The 17,227-nt window shown below is 72.2% G+C and carries 7 protein-coding genes; 4 read left to right on the top strand and 3 right to left on the bottom strand.

The genetic code is table 11. The features are described from left to right. Positions 1–22: 22 nt before the first annotated feature. Together B0E54_RS03760 and B0E54_RS03755 are read right to left on the bottom strand one after the other, a co-directional pair. Positions 23–9,271 (bottom strand): hypothetical protein, encoded by a 9,249-nt coding sequence (locus B0E54_RS03760; protein ID WP_234581836.1) that lies wholly within the window; start codon positions 9,269–9,271, stop codon positions 23–25. A gap of 2 nt (positions 9,272–9,273) precedes the next feature. Continuing rightward, entirely contained in the window at positions 9,274–11,781 is a 2,508-nt protein-coding gene (locus B0E54_RS03755; protein WP_234581835.1) for a CHAT domain-containing protein, read from the bottom strand. Between the two features lie 229 nt (positions 11,782–12,010). Here B0E54_RS03755 and B0E54_RS03750 point away from each other — a divergent pair, with 229 nt between their 5' ends. The 4 genes from B0E54_RS03750 to B0E54_RS03735 all read left to right on the top strand — a co-directional run bounded on the left by B0E54_RS03750 (position 12,011) and on the right by B0E54_RS03735 (position 16,503). After that, on the top strand, positions 12,011–12,439 hold the full coding sequence (locus B0E54_RS03750) for a hypothetical protein (protein WP_234581834.1): 429 nt from the start codon (positions 12,011–12,013) through the stop codon (positions 12,437–12,439). A 23-nt stretch (positions 12,440–12,462) separates the two neighbouring features. Further along, entirely contained in the window at positions 12,463–13,383 is a 921-nt protein-coding gene (locus B0E54_RS03745) for a hypothetical protein (RefSeq protein WP_234581833.1), read from the top strand. A gap of 241 nt (positions 13,384–13,624) precedes the next feature. Continuing rightward, the gene (locus B0E54_RS03740; RefSeq protein WP_234581832.1) at positions 13,625–14,713 is read left to right on the top strand and encodes a hypothetical protein; all 1,089 of its coding nucleotides are present in this window, start codon (positions 13,625–13,627) and stop codon (positions 14,711–14,713) included. 995 nt (positions 14,714–15,708) lie between these two features. Then, a complete protein-coding gene (locus B0E54_RS03735) occupies positions 15,709–16,503 on the top strand; it encodes a helix-turn-helix transcriptional regulator (protein WP_234581831.1) in 795 nt (264 codons plus the stop codon). 56 nt (positions 16,504–16,559) lie between these two features. Here the strand turns inward: B0E54_RS03735 and B0E54_RS03730 are convergent, their stop codons facing one another. Continuing rightward, complete coding sequence (locus B0E54_RS03730; protein ID WP_234581830.1) at positions 16,560–17,168, bottom strand: TetR family transcriptional regulator; 609 nt, start codon at positions 17,166–17,168, stop codon at positions 16,560–16,562. Positions 17,169–17,227: the final 59 nt, after the last annotated feature.

Genomic DNA, 17,227 nt, shown 5'->3' with positions numbered 1-17,227 from the left:
ATGCACTGGCGAGTCCTGATCATCATGTCGCTTCCTTCATCCAGTCCAGCAGGCGCCGGGCATAGTCGCGCTCCCGGTCGTCGGTCGGCTGGTACGGCGCGACGAGCATCGTCGTGGGCAATCCGTCCCCGAGGGTGCGCTGCAGGATTCTCCGCAGCAGCCGCGCCTGCGCTTCCTCCAGGTGCGGTTGGGCGACGAAGTCGACGGTGTTCGGCGTCAGCGCACGCCCCAGTGCGGCGAGCCGGGTCAGCTGCCAGTCCTTGACGCCGATGAGCAGGTCGGCGTATTCGGCGTCGCCGACGGCGGCCAGCAGCGCTGCGGCGAGCTTGACGACGTCCTGCTCCGCCACCCGGCCCGCCGAGCGGCCAATGACACCGCGGCAGAACGCTTTGAGCTCGCTGACCTGGTTTTCGCGCAGCGAGCCGGCGAAACGCAGATCCGGTTTCCCGGTGACGTCGAGGCCGCGCAGGTCGACGGCGGTCAGGCGTTCCAGCTGACCGCCCGCCGTGGCTCGCGCGGACGGATCGTGCAGGTACTTCGCGAGCGGGCCCAGGTGCAGCGACCGTGCGGCGCACGCGCCGAGCCGGCGGGTCAGGTGCACCGCCTGGCGGCTGGCGAGTCCGTTGCCGTCCTGACCGAGCCGGCGCAGCAGCAGCACCGCGGCCAGCGCCGGTGCCAGATCGATCTCGGCGGGGCGGGTGGCACCGTCGAACAGCGCGGGGCCGTACTTCTCCAGCCAGGACACCAGGGCGGGCAGCGGTGCCGGTGCGGCACCGGGTGACCGCTCCTGCGCGCCGAACTCCCGGAGGACCGCCAGGTCGGCCTCGTACTCCGGCTCGACGACGGGGCGGCTCGACGGCGCGGAACCGGCGTCCACGTACGCCGCGAACCGCGCCGGCACGGCGGTGCCGCCCAGCGACTCGGCCATCCACCCGCAGATGTCGAGCCTCGTGCGCTGCTTGCCCGCCTGGACCAGACTCAGGGTCCGCTGCGGCACGGACCGCTGCGTGACGAGCATCGGCATCGGCGCCGCGTCAGCCCCGACTCGCAGGTCACCCTCGGAGACCAGTTCGGCGAGCTGACCCTCCGGGTAGAGGCGGGCCAGGTAGCGCCGGTGCAGGTCGTCCAGCGGCTGTAGTGGCGCGATCAGCACGGCCCGCACGGCGCTGCCGGGGGTCAGCTGCGCCCGCCGGTGCACCGCGTCTGGCGTCATCGTCACCGACACGGTGGCGTTGTCCCGGACCACCACGTGCAGCGGCTCCTCCGCGGCGTGGTGCTCCACGATGGCGGTCCGCAACGCGGAGGCGGTCAGACCGGTCGCCCACGAACACTGCTGGGCGGGCAGCCAGCGCAGGGCCAGCGACGACGTGTCGCGGCAGACGATGCCCTCCGGGGCCGTCTCGTCGCCGACGACGGTCATCGGTTCGACCCGGGCGTCGGTGCCGTACGCCGTCGCCCGAGCACCCGACACCAGCCGCTGGCGGGTGTCGACGTGCATCCACACCGGTGTGCGGCTGTCGCGCAGCCAGGCGATCACGTCCGGTGCCAGCCGGCCGGGCAGGCCCGGCAGCATCGCCTTCAGCTCTACGCTCAGCAGCGCCCGGCCGTGCTGAGCCAGCACCTGGCCGTTGCCGAGGCCACCGAGTACCCGCAACTGCACGATCTGCCCCGACGTGGAGGCCGTGCGGGCCGTCACCGGCGTCACCCGTGCTGTCGTCCCGTCGCGATCCAGCACGCGAACCGGGAGGTAACCGCCGACCGCGTCCAGGATGCGCGCCCGGTCCGCGGGCCGGCTGAGCGCCTCCGACAGCCAGGTCGTCCGGTTGTCGGTGGTGAGTTCGGCGGGTTCGCACCGCAGGTGCGGCAGGCCGGCCGCGCTCACCTCACCGGACCGCCAGGTCACCAGCAGGACGTCGCCGCGCTCGGGCAGGTCGGCTGCGGTGGCGGGGGTGAGCTCGTTGTCCCGGTCCAGCCAGCAGTAGCTGCCGACCGGCAGCCGGAGCTGGAGGTCCCCGTCCGCCGGGTAGGTGAGCTGCCAGGTCCCGCCGGCCAGGGTGATGCTGCCGGCCTCGCCATCGTGCCCGGTGACCACGAGCAGCGCGCGGTTGCGGCCCAGGTAACCGCGCGGGCCGGGCGACCACGCGACGAGGTCCAGCGGCTTGAGGGCGAGCGGGGAGGACATCACGGTACGCAGCGTCACCTCGTCGCCCGGCGACACGTCCCGCCAGCAGAACTTCTCCAGACTCGTCGGGGTGCCGGGGGCGCGCAGGATGCTGCCGGGCACCTCGACGATCCGGCCCGGCGCGAGCTCCACCCAGATGCCGTGCCCGCCGTCGAGCACCCCGGCGACCGGGAAGGTACGCACCTGGCCGGCGGCGCCGTCCTCGATCAGCTGGATCGCCGGGTACGCGTACCTGCGCAGGTCCTCGGGGTGGTACCGCAGCGACCACCGGTCGTCGAAGAACAGCGGGTCGTTCGCCGGCGTCGCGCGGGCCGGCAGTTCCTGCGCTCTCGTGGTCAGGCCGCCGTCGGGCAGTTCGGTCCAGCTCCCGGTGCTGAGGTCGTGGTACTGCCACCGGCCGGCGCGACAGTGCCGGGCGATCCGGCTGGTCGGCCGGTCGGCGAAGGACAACCGGTGCCAGCCGACCACCGGCGGTGGCTCGGGCGCGTCTGTGGACACGGCGGTGAGCACGGGCTGATCGTCGCCGTCGACCCCGACCGTGGCCGCGCGGATCCCGTCGGTGGCGTCGATGACTGCCTTCCCGCCGGCGTGGGCCTTGATCACGGCGAGCTTCGGGTGGTCCCTGCTCATCAGCGACGCCGTGTGCCGGCCGCCCTGCACCGGCTGGTTCGGCAACGACACCACGGTGAACGTGCCGCCGTTCTGGGCGTACTCCGCCGGTCGGCGGAGCAGATTGTCCATCGGCAGCAGCGTCGCCGGCCGGCCGGCACCGTCCACGAACGACGCGTCGGCCGACACGGCCGGAGTCACCACCACGCGGTCGCCCGCCCAGCGCAGCGTGACGATGTCGCCCTTCTGCAACCCTCGGGTCGTACGGGAGTCGGCGACCAACTGGGCGAGCACGCCAGGGCTGAGCTCGACGACGACGCGGCCGTCGGGCCACGTCTTGCCGACCGTGGCGAAGACCGCAGTCGAGTGGGCCGCCAGCCACGTGTTCAGGGTCTCCGACCGCCGTGGCGGCACCAGGATCGTGTCGCCTCGCCACACCCGCCCGGACGTGCCGTTCGGGGAGCGGTCGAGCGACACCCACATCCGGCTCGGCACCTCGGTCGGCTCGTTCGCCTCCTGACGCTCCAGCGCGTTGCGCAGCGTCGCCTCCCGATAGGAGAAGTAGCGCCGGTAGACCCGTACCTCGATCGGCTCGTCGGCGGCGCCGAGGACGTCGTCGGAGAAGCGGAATGACACGTAGATGTCGTTGCGGAAGTCGCCGAAGCCGCCGCGCTGGATCCGGCCCGACTCCATCAGCACCCGGTGCCCGGGCCGCAGCCCTCGCTCGCGCCCACCGTTGGGGGTGAGGAACGAGAACGAGAGGTACGGCTGGTCGGCGCTGGGTTGCGCGCCACGGTCCACCTCGGCGAGCAGGGTGGTCTCGTACGGCTGGGTGCTGTCGCGCGCGGTGGCGGGCAACGCGGCGATGATCCGTTCGACCGAGGCCCGGTCGAAGCGGGCGTTGCGCAGCCGGCGTTCCCGGGCGGCCGGTGACAGCTGGGATCCGCTGGTCATCCTGTCGTTGCGCACCATCGCGCTCCGGACGTCGACGGTGCGGGCCACCGGGTCGACCACCGCCGTCACCAGTTGCACGGCCTTGGCGTCGTCGCTCCAGATCTGGTGCTCGATCTCCCACCACAGATCGGCCGGGTCGATCGCGAGGACCAGACGCTCGGCGCCGTCGTCACCGGTCACCCGCTCGAAGGAGACCGCCTCGACGCGGTCGCCGTAGAACAGCGACGGGGCGTACTGCGATCCGGCCCGGACGCAGTTGGCGGGCGCCAGCACGGTCCAGCCGTACCCCCACTCGAACCGGTAGGCGCCCGACTCGTCGAGCCCGGCGAAGTACATCCGGCGCGGGAAACGAGCGGTGCCCGCGCTGCCGCCTCCGTGGCCGAGGCGGCGGGCCAGCTGTTCCACGGTCAGCGGCGTGGCGTCGCGGTACGACGCCTGCCACTGCTGTGTCGAGGGGTCCCGGCTCAGCAGGAACCGGGCATCCGAGGCGAGGTAGTCGTCCCGGCCGGGCACCCACGGCGTGTCCGTCGCAGGCAGCGGCACCTCGGCGGTCCACGACACCGCGGAGTCGGCGGCGTGCAGGGGGACGTGCAGCCCGTCGAGTTCGGCGCGTACGCCGCGCAGCCTGCCGGTGACGTGCCGGTTGCTGCCCTGCTCCCAGGCCTCGAACCGGTCGCGGAGGCGGTGGTCGTCGTTCGAGCGGTCCGGCGCGGTCCGCACCGTCCAGCGGCCCGGCAGGAACGTCCGGCGGATGTCGACCATGCTGGTACCGTCCGCCAGATCGTGCGGCTCGGCGGTGATCCGCAGGTCGGCCCAGCTGTCCCCGGTGCGGCCGAAGGCTCCGACGTCCGCCTGCCCGTACAGGTACCGGTTGCCCGCGAGCCGGAGACGGACCCGGCTCCGGCGGGTGCCGCCGTCGGGGAACTCCCAGGTGGACTCCACTCGGCCGGCACCGGGCGGCACGTCCAGGCGCCGGCGGCCGGACAGCCCCTCCAGATGTCGGCGGGTCGTCCGGCCCGGCGTCGCGATGAGGACCTCGGCGGTCTCGGTGCGCTGGATCAGATCGCCGATGGCTACGGGCGGCAGCTGCGTTGTTCCGAGATACAGCGCCGTGCCGGTCACCTGATCCGATCCGATGAACCGCGTCGACCACAGCGCCCGGACGTTCACCATGCGCGGGGTCGCCTCGAACGACCACCCACCCGCATGGTGGACGGCCCACACCGGATCGCCGGGCCGCCGGGGCAGCGCCGAGAAGGCGGTCATCGGCGCCTCGCAGTAGAAGGCGTCGCCGGCGTGGTCCTCGAGCCAGACGCCGCACACGTCCCTCGTGGCTCCGTACAGGACCCGTGCGGCGAGCCCCGCCACGTTGCGACGAGGGCCCTCGAGCTGGGTGAGCCGTCCCCGGTCCGCCTCGCGCATCGTGCTCTCGAGGACCTCGGTGCTGACCGGGACCGGGTCTTGGCGGTGGTCCGCCGGCCTGGTGCGGATCGACCGTACGACCACCGTCCGGCCGGCGGCCAGACCGTCGGCCAGGGTGGCGTCCATGGTGAGCGAGTCGAAGTCGATCTCGACGGGCAACCCGTCCAGGGTGTGTCCCTTGAGCGACGCCTGGACGTCGCGCCCGTTGACCGGTTTGATGTCGAAGACGTCGCCTTCCTGGACGTAACGCAATGACGCGAACCGGTCACCCGGATCGGCGAAATCGTCCAAGCGCGACTCCAGAGTGGTGCGGCCGCGCACCACTCCGGTGCGCTGACTGGCGCTGTTCCAGCTGTGCGGATACAGCTCGAACGCCATCGACCGGCTCGCGCCGCCGTCGAGCGGGCTGCGGATCACCACGCTCTCGGCGATCTCCGGTATGCCGGTCGACATAGTCCACTCGGTGCCGTTCCAGGTCGCCACGTGCACGTCGGTCGTGGCGAACATCTGCCGCCAGCGCAGGTTGCGGTCGTCGAACGGCCCCGGCGCGAGGTCGCGCCACCGCTCCCGCGACCCGGCCGGCGGCTCGTCGGCCAGGTCGAGCTGCGGGTGACCGTCGGCGGCGCCGCCGAGGCGGACATGGATCAGCAGACCGTTGTCGTCGGTCTCGCCGCCGCTGCCGTCGAGTTCCTCGCGCTGCTGCCGGGCCAGCCGCCAGTCGGCCAGGCGAGCGCGGGCGGCCGGTGTCCAGACGGCGGCGGCCAGCAGATACACCGCGCCTGGGCTGGTGCAGACCCGCCACGCCTCGCCGCCGTGCGTCATCACCCGCTCGATGAGCACCACAGTGGTCGCCGGCGCGGCGGCGGTCAGCTCGGCGCTCAGGAAGTGGGCGAAAGATCGGTCCGTGGGCAGCCATACCTGGTGCTCCTCGTCCCACCGCACCATCGTCGATCCGGTGACCTCGGTGCTGCGGTGGTACGACGCGGAGATGTCGGGGTCCCAGTAGTCGTGTACCAACGCGGGCAGCGAGATGCCGCGGCGGTGCTGGTACACCGTTCGCAGGGAGTGTTGGCCCGCGACCGCCAGGCTCACCACGTCGGCCCGGATGGTGAAGTCGGCCTTACGGACCTCGTCCGGTGCCGGCGGCCGTGTGTGCAGGCGTTCCACCGCCCGGATCGTCCCGCTGTCGAGCTGCACGGCGACCAGGTCGCCGATCTCCAGCGACAGGTTTGTCGCGAAGCCGGGCGGGCTGCCACCCAATCCGCAGTTGACCAGGACGCGCCGCTCGTTCTGCCGCCGCTCGGCCGCCGCCACGATGCCGCTGACCCAGGCCCGCCCGGCCGGCAGCCGCTCCTCACGGCGCGCGTCGGCGGCGAACAGGTCGACGGCGTCGCCCCGCGGAATCCGGTACGACCCGAAGGTGGTGAGGGAGACGTTCATCGGCACCTGCGCCAACTCGTAGCCGTGCCGCAACACCGCGGCGACCAACCGCGGGTCGTACGCCTGGGTGGCGGGCGCCGGCACCAACGCCCCGCCGCGGTGGAACTGCCACTGTGCGGGCGAGGTCGTCAGCGCGTGCCCCGCGGTCATCCCCACCCGGGCGACGAAACGCTCCAGGAGTTGGGTGCGCTGCGCGGCGCCGATCGACTGGGCGTACCCACTCCACGGGCTGGCCGTCGCCGCACGCTCGCCGGTGCTGTTCAGCAGCGCACGGAACAGCCGCTGACGCAGCTTCGCCGTGGTCGACTCGCCGATCGGCAGCACCCCGGTCAGCTTGGCGACGAGCAGGTCGAGATAGCGCGGCGCGTTGACCGAGAACTCGGCCACCGCGTCGATCACCAGCTCCTGGACCTGGCGTACCGTTGCGTCGTTCTGCTCGGCGACCGGCACGTCCAGCAGGTCGAGCATCCGACGGCGGATGTCACGGGGCAGGTTCTTGGGCTCGTTCAACCGGGACACGCGCCGGCTCCACTCGGCGATCCAGTCCGCGTGCTCGCCCACGGCCCGGCCGTCGGCGAGCAACGCCTCCAGCCGCAGCGTCATCATGGCGAGGTCGACCGTGACCAGCGGACCGGGCTCGGGGATGGTGACCCGCTGCCATTCGTCGACCTTCAGGTTGGGTGCGAGCAGCACCTGCCGGGTGCCGACCTTGCGGCCCTCGACGAACGAGTCCAGCCAGTCCCACTCCGCGCGGTTGACCGCGTCGAAGAGCGATGGGAACGCCTCCAGCGCGAGGGTCGCCGGTTCGAGGAGCCGCCGTGACGCGGTTGCCGGGTTGTACTGCCACATCTCGGTCATGGCGAGCGCGATCATCTGTTCGGCGGGCGTGGGCCCGTCCGTGCCGGCGTACCAGGCCGCCGACGCCGCCCGGACGGGGACGTCGACCTGCCCGGAGTACGCCTCGTAGGCCCAGTGCGTGACGACCATCGTCGCCGCCTCCTGGAACAGGTTGAGTGCCTGCTGCGGGTGGGTTCCGACCAGCCGTTTGCCCCGGTCGCCGGGCTCGTACCGGACGGTCTGCCGCAACCGTTCGGCGACCAGGGCGGGCGGCAGCGACGGTCGCGCGTCGCCGTCGGCGCCGGCGGTCGCCTCGCCGCTGCCGATGCGGCGCAGGAAGTCCTGCGTGTACAGGGCGAGGCCGGTCATCGGGCCGTTGAGGAAGGCGTCGTCGTCGCCTGCCGCGTCCAGCGATTCCCGGTTGCCGAGGTGGGTCCGCAGGCGGTACCCGCCCAGCACGTCCGCCGCGTGCACCATCAGGTCGATCAGGTACGCCGGCGGCTGCGGTCCGGTGGCGGCCAGCAGGGTGCCGGCCACCGCGATCGCGCCGAACAGGCGCACCAGGGCGGACTTGTCGCCGAGATGCGGGAACGTGCCATCGGCGACCGTGTGCTTGCGCCTGTTGCCGTCCTCGGCCTGGTCGCGGACGGCCATCGGGTTGAAGACGGCGTCGCGGCGGTGCAGCCAGGGTGAGAACAGCAGGCTCGCCGTCGGCACCGGCATCCGGTCGTGGTCGCCCGACCTGACCTCGATCTCACCGGCCTCGGCGCCGGGCGGCATCCGGAGTCGGAGCAGATCCCCGATCGCCGCCTGGAACCTCTTCAGCTCCGACGAGTCACACGGCAGCCACACCCGGGCCGGGCCCTTGCCGCGTTTGGGGCCGGCGAACGGCGGGGCGTTCCACCATCGGCTCAGCCGGGTCGCCAGCGACGCCGGATCCACTTCCGCCGCGACCTGCCACAGAACCGTCTGCCAGAGCAGCCTGCCGAGCAGGGGTTCCGGCTCGCCACGCAGCCAGGCGAACGCGTCGGCCCGTGGCGGCCCGCCGACGCGCCTGTGCAGGGCGTCGAGGCGCCGGAAGCCGACGGCCTCCCGCTCGATGTCCGCCACGACCGTGGCGGTGTCGCGACCGTCCGCCGGCCGCGCGGCGAACAGCAGCCGGGCCATGGTCTCGAGCACGTCGGGCTGCGCCAGGCCGCTGTTGCCGGACGTGCCGAGCAGCCGGGCGACCAGCTTGGCGCCGTCCGTCCCGGAGGCGCCCGCGGCCTCCATCGCGATCAGCTGCGGCAGCCGGCCCAGCTCGCCGTCGAGTACCGCCTCGACGTAGTCCGGCTGCTGCTCCAGGTGAGCCGCGACCGCCCGGGGCGCGGCCTCGGCGGCACTGCGCAGGAGCGCGAGTACCGCGACGTCGGTCGCTCGGCCCGGCAGGTCGAGGTGGAGGCGGGTGCCCTGGGCCGGCCCGGTGGCCGGTGACGCGACAGGTACGGCGGACAGCGCCTCGACGATCTCCTGCTCGGTGGCCGCGCCGAGCCGGCGGAGCAGGTGCACCAGCGCCGGCGGCGCCTCCGGGCCGATCGTGGCCGTCAGGGCGGCGGTGAGGTGCTCGGCCGTCGCGGCGTCCGTGCAGCGCCGCGCCGCGTCCACGAGCGCCGGAATCGCGTAGACCTGCTGCAGCCGCTCGATCGTGGCGATCCGGCCGGCCGCCAGTTGCACCATTGTCGACCGTGCGTGCGGTGTTCGCAGCACCTCCAACAGCGACAGGTACGCCCGGGTGTCGCTCGGCTGGAGGCGGATGGAACAGCAGAAGTGCCAGTCAGCGAGCAGCATGGTCACGCTCTCTCGGGTCGGTTCGGCGGCAGGTAGGCGTGCCGGAGCACGGCGACGAGGTCGGCGTCCGTGACGTCGGCCCCGGTGGAGCCCGTGGTGTTCGAGAGACCGACCACCAGCGGGAAGGGCGGGTCGAGCGTGAGCACCCGCTCGACCAGTTCGGGTTTGAGCGGCATCTGCGACAGCGCCGCCCAGTAACCGGGCCGGTCCGGGAACGCGCGGGCCAGGTGCTCCGGGCCCAGCCGCACCGCACGGGCCCAGCGGCGGACGACCGCGGGATCCTCCTCGGCCCAGCGGCCGTTCCCGAATTCCGCCCGCGGGGTGCCCATCAGCCGCTGGACCGATTCGCCGTCCCGCAGTTCAAGCCAGCCCTCGATCAGGTCCCGGGTCGCCGTGTCGGTGGGCCGGCGTCGGTGCAGCGCCCAGAGCAGGGCGTCGACCACCTCGGTGCGCATGACTTGGGCGGGCGCCTCGTCGGGCAGGGGCGGACGACCGGCCTTGATGGCTTCGTCGAGCCAGTGATCCAGGTGGTCGTCCGTCGCGGCGGCGGCGATCAGCGCGGCGTACCGGCCGGGCCCGGCGCGGTCCCGGGCGTACGCGGCGAGCAGCGGCTCGTAGCAGTCGCGCAACCAGTCGCGCACGTCCAGCAGCAGACCGACCTCGGCGGCGAGTCCCGGCGAGTCCGCGTTCACCGCGGCGACCAGGGCCTGCACGGCGGCGGCGATCGGTGTGGGCCGGCTGCCCCCGGCGACCGGCGGCGTCGGGGCGTCGAGGCCGTACCGCTGCCGGACCTCGGCGACCGCGGCGCCGAAACCGGCCGGGCCGTCACCGGGCAGCAGCACGGATCTGGCACGCTGCACCCGGCTGGTGGTCCACGGAAGCACGTGGCACAGCAACTCGACGCGCTGCCCGTCGAGGCGGGCGGCGACATCCTGGGCGGCCAGCACCGCGTCGAGCGGCTCCGGGGAGACGATCCGCAGCACCAGCGCCGCCCCGGGCAGCTCGGCGTCGCGGAACGCGGCGAACATCGCGATCCGCTTCGCCCATTCACCGCCGTATTCCCACTGGGTCGCGGGCGTCTCGGCGGTCACGACGAGGCCGAGAGTCGCGCCGTCGGGGCGGCTCTCCAGGACAGCGCGGAGCGCCGGCGGGTTTCCGGCAAGCTGGAGCCAGGTTTCCGCGGTGTCCGGGATGTTGTTGGCCGCCTCGTACTCGTACCAGCGACGGCGCGCGAACGTACGCCGCCGACGGGTGGCCTCGTGCTGGAATGTCTCCTCGGCCGCGGTGAGCGCGTCACCAAGAGCGCGGCTGCGACGTTTCGCGTCCGCCAGCACGACTGTTGCCGGCCCGCGGTCCAGGGTGCAGATCAGGTCGAGGCCGACCCGCCGAGCGTCGTCGACGGGCAGGGCGGAGGTGCCCGGTGACCAGGACCGGGTCAGCGCCCAGGTCTGGTACGTGTCCGGCGTCGGCAGTTCCGGCGCGGGCGCCCGTTGGTCCAGGAAGGCAAGGCCGTGCGTGTACAGGACGGGAAGCGCGTCGTGCCGGCTGAACCCCGAACGGGCTCCGGCCACGGCCAGGTCGGCCGGGGTTCCCAGCACCAGCTGTTCGAAGAACGTGGCGACGAACTGCTCGGCGTCGTAGTGGCTGACCGTGCCGTAGATGCCCACCACGAGCGGGACCCCACCCTCGGCCAGCCGCCGGGCGAGTGAGCCGTACGGGCCGACCGGCTCACCGCTGCCGCAGGCGACCAGCACGGCCAGGGCCGGCTTCGCGTCGGTGACGTTGGCCGCCACCCAGTTGTGCTTCAGCAGTTCGGCAGTCGCGGGAGCGTCCTCGTCGTCGGCGTGCACCAGCAGCCCGGGCGCCGGCGCCGCGACGTGGTGGCCGCAGAAGACGACCGCATAGCTCCGGTCGATCAGCGCGCTGCGGAGCCGCTGCTTGGTCACGCCGTCGAGCGTCACCACCTCGAAGCGAGCCGGTTGCAGCGCGTCCCGGATCAACGCGGCGTCCCGCGGCGCACGACCGGATGCCGTGCGGAGGGACACCGACTCACCGTCGGGCAGCAGGTGATGGCCGGACAGGTCGGTGGCGGTGGCCACCACGACCCGCCTGCTCGGCACGGCACGCGGTCGCGAGGTCGGGCCGTCCACGACCCGCACCAGGGACACGTCCGGCTCCTGCCCCAGGACGGTGAAGCCACCGAGGACGCGCGGGATCGGCGCTGCCTCCCACTTGCGGTCGACGATCTCCGCGGCGCCGGTGAGCAGAACACGGATCCGGGCGCGACCGGCGAGAGTTCGGCGCATCTCGGCGAACTTCGTGCGGACTGCGCCGGCGAACAAGAGATTCTCGTACAGATCCCCGGGTCTGGTGAGGTCCTGCGGTTGGTCGCTCTCGGCGAACGTGACCACATCGGACACGTACTCCTCGAGGACCGCCGGCGTGTCCGCCAGGAGATAGTCGTCTTTCCACGGCGGAATCAGACCGTTGTCGGGCACCGCGATGGTCACCGCGATGGTGCCCGGAGGACCCGGCTGGAGCGTCAGGTGAACGTCGACGCAACCGGCGGTCACGGGCGGCGCCGGTGTCCGACGGACGAGGGCGGCGGGGAGAAGGTCTGATCCATGCCACCATGGTTTCGGGGTGGCCGAAAAATGGTCAACCGACGAATGGTCGGTATCCATTTGGCCGTCGGTCATCTGACAGTCCGATGTGGCGCAACAATGCGAGAGTGTCGGCATGACGGATGAGCGGGCGTCCGACCCGATCCACGCCGCCCATTCTGAGGTGGAGCTGTGGCGTCACCGGCTGGCGGAGCTCGCCGAAGACCCTGAGTTCGACACCCTGCCGTCCTCGGCGCGCAATCAACTGACCGCACTGCTCGCCGATCACGGCGCCGATCCGGAAGCGTTCGTCCTGCGCGCCCAGAGTCTGCTCGGGCAGAACCCTGAACTGCGGGCGCTGTACCGGCGGCGGCACGCCGCGCCGACCGGCGCACGGGGTGAGATCATCGCCCCCACGGCCGATCGCCGGCGCCCGTCCCGCCGCTGGACCTGCCCGGTGCCGGCCTGCGGCTACGAGACCTGGGGTGACCGGTTCCACCCGGCCCAGCAGGACCACTGCCCGAACCCGTGGCACTCCCGCACGCAGCTCATGCTGGCCGACTGACCGTGGGCCCACTCGTCGGTTCGATGACGAACACGCTCGCCGCGCGGTGGAAGTCCTACCTGCTCGGCTCGGCGCTGCTGTTCTGGCTGCTCGGGGCTGGTCTGTTGCTGCTCGGCCGGTCCGATCTGCTGCGCGCCGACACGTGCGCCCGCCGGCACGATCTCGCGTGCTGGGCGCACGCCAACGGATCGGCCGGTGACGTGGTGCTGATTGTGCTGGCCGCGGTGCTGGTCATCGGAACCGCCTCGCTGCTGAGCGCGGCCGCCGGGCGGGTGCTCGCGCTGATCGGCGGCGAGTGGCCGGATCACGCCGTCGGCCGCGCCTGGCTCGCGAGGCGACGCCGGGCGCAGATGGCTCGCCGTCAGCGCGCCGTGGGTCGGGCCACCGCCGAGCGCGACGATCCGGAGCGGCAGCGGTTTCCGCCGGTGGCCGGTCCGGACGACCACGACGCCCTGGCGCCGACCCGGATCGGCAACGCCCGGGCCGCGGCGCTGCGGCGCGTTCTCGACGCGTACGGCCTGGATCTGGCCGTCTGCTGGCCGGTGCTGCTCGAGGTGCTCCCGGACGAGACGTACAAGCGGCTGGCGGCCAGCAGCGCGACGGTGCTGGGTCTGGTCCAGCAGTGGGCACTGAGTTGTGCCGCAATCGTCTGGCTGCCCCTGATCTGGACCGGTCGTCTCCAGGCGACGCCCCGCATCGTGTGCACAGTGCTCCTCGTCGCGGCCTGGGTGATCGCTGTGCGCACCACGTCCGGCCGGCTGAGGTCCGCCACGTTCGAATACCTGGACGGTGTCGAAGCCACGGTGACCGCGCACCGGCGCCTGCTCTACAGCGGTCTCGGGCTGCAGCCGCCCGCCGACTCGGCCACCGAGCCTCAGCGTGGCGCCGAGCTTTCGGCGTATCTCAACCTGGAGGGCGGGAAGCCGGAACCGCTGACCTGGTGAACCGCGGTCCAGGGGCGTACCGGTCACCAGCACCACGCCATCGTCGCCAAGACGACGGGATTGGCTGGTCAGGGCGCAGCGGTGCACGCATCGACGTTCTTACGCCTTCGTTACGGAAGGCGAATCGGGCGCGCGTGAGCCATTGACGAGCGCGACGCTGAAGGCCAGCTACCAATCGAGGAAGAGGGCCGTTATGGGATCACTGGCACGGAGCTGGCTGTCGGCGGCGACGCTCGCCACGGTGGCAGCAGGCGCATCGATCCTGCCGGCGACGGCGGTCGTGGCCGCCACCGGGTCGACGTGGAGGGCGACGGTGCCTCCGCTGATCCCGGACAGCCGGTTGACCGACGTGGTCGCCACCGGCCCGGACAGTGCCTGGTCGGTCGGCTACCAGGCGTCGACCTACACCGGATACTCGATCGACGAGCCCTACGCGCTGTTGCAGTGGAACGGGCAGGCGTGGACGGAGCGGCGACTGCCGCACGAGGCGTTCGTGCTGTACAAGGTGGATGCGGCGAGCGCCGGGGACGTCTGGACGGTGGGCATCGGGGATCGCGGCCAGTCGTACGCCGGGCACTTCAACGGCCAGACCTGGACGGGACACGCGCCGTTGGGGACCTCGACAGGGCCCTCGGCGTTGCTGGACGTGGCGGCCACCGGCGGGGGACGGGCGGTGCTGGTCGGCCACGACGGCTCCCGGCCTCTCGTCGTCGAAGGCGACACAGGTCAGTTCAACCGGGTGGCGGTACCGGGGACGGAGCAGTACAACGGTGTCCTGCGAGTGGTCTCGAGCACCCGGGACGGCAGCATCTTCGCCGCCGGTGACAGGTACGTCGCCGACGCCCCCTACCCGGAGCCGACGATCGTGCAGCGGGTCGGTGGCGTGTGGCGGGTGGCGGCGTTGCCATCGGTTCCCAGCACCCAGCTGACCGGTGTGTGGGCTCGTTCGTCGGCCGACGCCTGGGCGGTCGGCACCCAGGACTACGACTCCGCTCCCAAGCCGGTCATCCTGCACTGGGACGGCAGGACGTGGCAGCGGGTGGCCGGACCTGCACCCGCCGGCTGGGCGTACGCCGTCGCCGGTGACGCGAACGGCAATGTGTGGATCAGCGGCACGAATCCGATCCCGCCGTACATCGAGTACCCAGGCACGCTGTTGCTGCGCTACACCGGCGGCCGGTGGAGTGTCGCGTACGGGCCGAAGGTCGGCGGCAACGACCCGAGCCTCGACGCCCTGGCCAACGTCCCGGGCACCTCGTCCTTCTGGGGTAGCGGGGCCGCCTCGCCCAACGGCTTCGGCACCGCCGGCGTCATCGAGCGAACCAGGTGATGTAAGGGGAGTGCGCATCGGTACGGATTTCCCTCTGTCCCGGCGCACCCACCGAGGTACCCGGTCTGTTGCCGAGCGGGTGCTGCCAGGCGGCCACGGGGGGCCTGGCAGCACCCGCACCCGACGGTCAGGGGACGAGGGCTACGAAGGCCAGGCCCGTCGTACGCTCCGCCGAGGGTGTCCAGGGCCACGTCCACCGGGCCGATTCCCGCCGCGTCCGTCGCGCGGTCGCCGGTCAGTCGGTGGGTGCGTACCCGGGGGCTGAGCTCGGCCAACCGGTCGAGCGACTCCTTGTTGCGGCCCACCGCCGTGACCGTCGCCGCGCCTTCGGCCAGCGCCACCAGCACCGCCGCGCCGCCCAGCTGACCCGTCGCGCCGATCACCGCGACATCCCGGCCGGCCAGCGGGCCCGCCGCGTGCAGACCCGAGGCGGCGATGCAGAGCCACGGCAGGAACGCCAGGCGGGCCGGGTCCGGGTAGTTCTCCGCACCGGGCAGCTTGACCATCGTCTCCTTGGCGCACAGCGCGCGCTCCGCGAAGACGCCGTCGTGCCACACCGTACGCATCCGGTCCGTGCGCTCGCTGCCGGCGCCGGAACCGCCCAGACCGATCCAGCCCACCAGGATCTCGTCGTTGTCGCCCGCGTCCAGCAGCGCGGTGTCCAGCACGATGTCGCCCGGGGCGACATGGAACACGTCGGGCGCGACGTCGGTCACGCGAGCGACGCAGGAGGGACCCAGGATCAGCGGGACCGGCAGGCCGCCGCGGTTACCACCGACCACCATTTTCGTGTACGCCGGAAGGTGCGCGGCGAGCACTTCCACGAGCACGCCGCCGCCCTGGAGGGTGGGCGCCGGTACGTCGCGGAGGCGTACGTCATCGTCATGTGAAGCAACAGTCCAAGCTCGCATGAGTCAACCTTCGCGCGGCGGTAAGGTGGTATCCAGAATCGTTTTATTCTGGTACTGGAGGTCCCAGGGTGGGTGGGTTCTAGGGTGAGTGCCGAGCTTGGCGCGTTTCTGCGCAGCCGCCGGGAGCGGGTGACTCCGGCCGAGACGGGCCTGCCGGTCACCGGGCGCCGCCGCACGCCCGGGTTGCGCCGCGAGGAGCTGGCCCTGCTGGCCGGCATCAGCGCCACCTGGCTCACCTATCTCGAACAGGGGCGCGACGTACGCCCCTCCGGCCAGGTTCTCGACGCTCTCGGCCGGGCGTTGCGGCTCACCGCCGCCGAGCAGGAGCACCTGCACCGCCTCGCCGGTGGGGTCACGACGCCCGGGGAGGACGCCCCCGAGCAGGTCGCGCCCGAGGTCGCGGGCGTTCCGGCGTTGCTGGGCGACAATCCGGCGTACGTCACCGGCATCTGTTACGACGTGCTCGCGATCAACGAAGCCGCGGCGGAGCTGTTCGGTGGCATCGGGCCGGGCGGTAACGTCGTGCGTTGGATGTTCACCGACCGCGCCGCTCGCGATGTGCTGGTCGACTGGGAGTGGGAGGCGCGCGCCGTCCTGGCGCGGCTGCGGATGATCGCGGGACGGCATCCCGGCCACCCCCGCGTGGCCCGGCTGGTGGCCGAGCTGAGCGAGGCGAGCCCCGAGGTGCGCGAGTGGTGGCCGCAGTACGACATCCAGTTCAGCCACGCGGGCCGCAAGCGCCTACGGCATCCCCGGCTGGGTGTGATCACCGTGTCGCACAGCGCGTTCCACGTCGCCGAGCGGCCCGAGCAGACGCTCGTCGTCTACCGCCTGACGGACAGCGCGGACCTGGCGTCCGGCACCCACCGACCAGCCTGACGTTCCGGTGAGCCGGCGACTCGCGGAGCGTGCGGGATCGCTGCCGGCGTGACGGACTAGATGCTGCCGTGGCTCAGTTGGGCGAAGGCGTGGTCGGCGTCGGCGATCGCCTCGGGCTGCACATCGTGTGCGGTCCGCCCGTCGGCGATCTTCTGCCAGTTGGTCCGGGCGAGTACGCGTTGAACGGCGACCACCTGGGCGGCCTGCAGTCGCCCTGCGATGCCCGAGCCGAGGGCGGCGGCCAGTGCGGCCTCGTCGTCGAGCTGGTACTGCGTGAGCCGCCCCGTCAGGCTCGCGGTGGCGAATACCAGCCGGTGAAAGGCGATCACCTCGGGATGATCGTTGAGGCCGGTGACCGGCTCGAAACGATCGAGGCCCGCCCGGAAGTGCCGGTGCAGGGCTGTCATCGGGGGAACATCGGGACCTCGGCTGTCGACGACACGGGCGGCCTCGCCCTTGTGGTCGGCAAAACGGTGCAGGACCAGGTCTTCCTTGGTCGGGAAGTAGCGGAACAGCGTCGGCTTCGATACTTCGGCCGCGGCGGCGATGTCGGACACCGACACGTGGTCGAACCCGCGCGCCAGAAACAGGGAGATCGCCGCGTCCGCGATGGCGTCCCGCGTTCGTAGCTTCTTGCGCGCCCGCAGCCCGGCCGACTCGATCACTGTCACAGAGTAGCATTTGTTACCGAGTTGCTTTATTTACCCGGTAACGTTTTACTGAG

The sequence above is a fragment of the Micromonospora sp. MH99 genome, assembly GCF_021442385.1.
GTDB lineage: Bacteria > Actinomycetota > Actinomycetes > Mycobacteriales > Micromonosporaceae > Micromonospora.
This window is presented reverse-complemented; position numbering and strand designations above follow the sequence as displayed.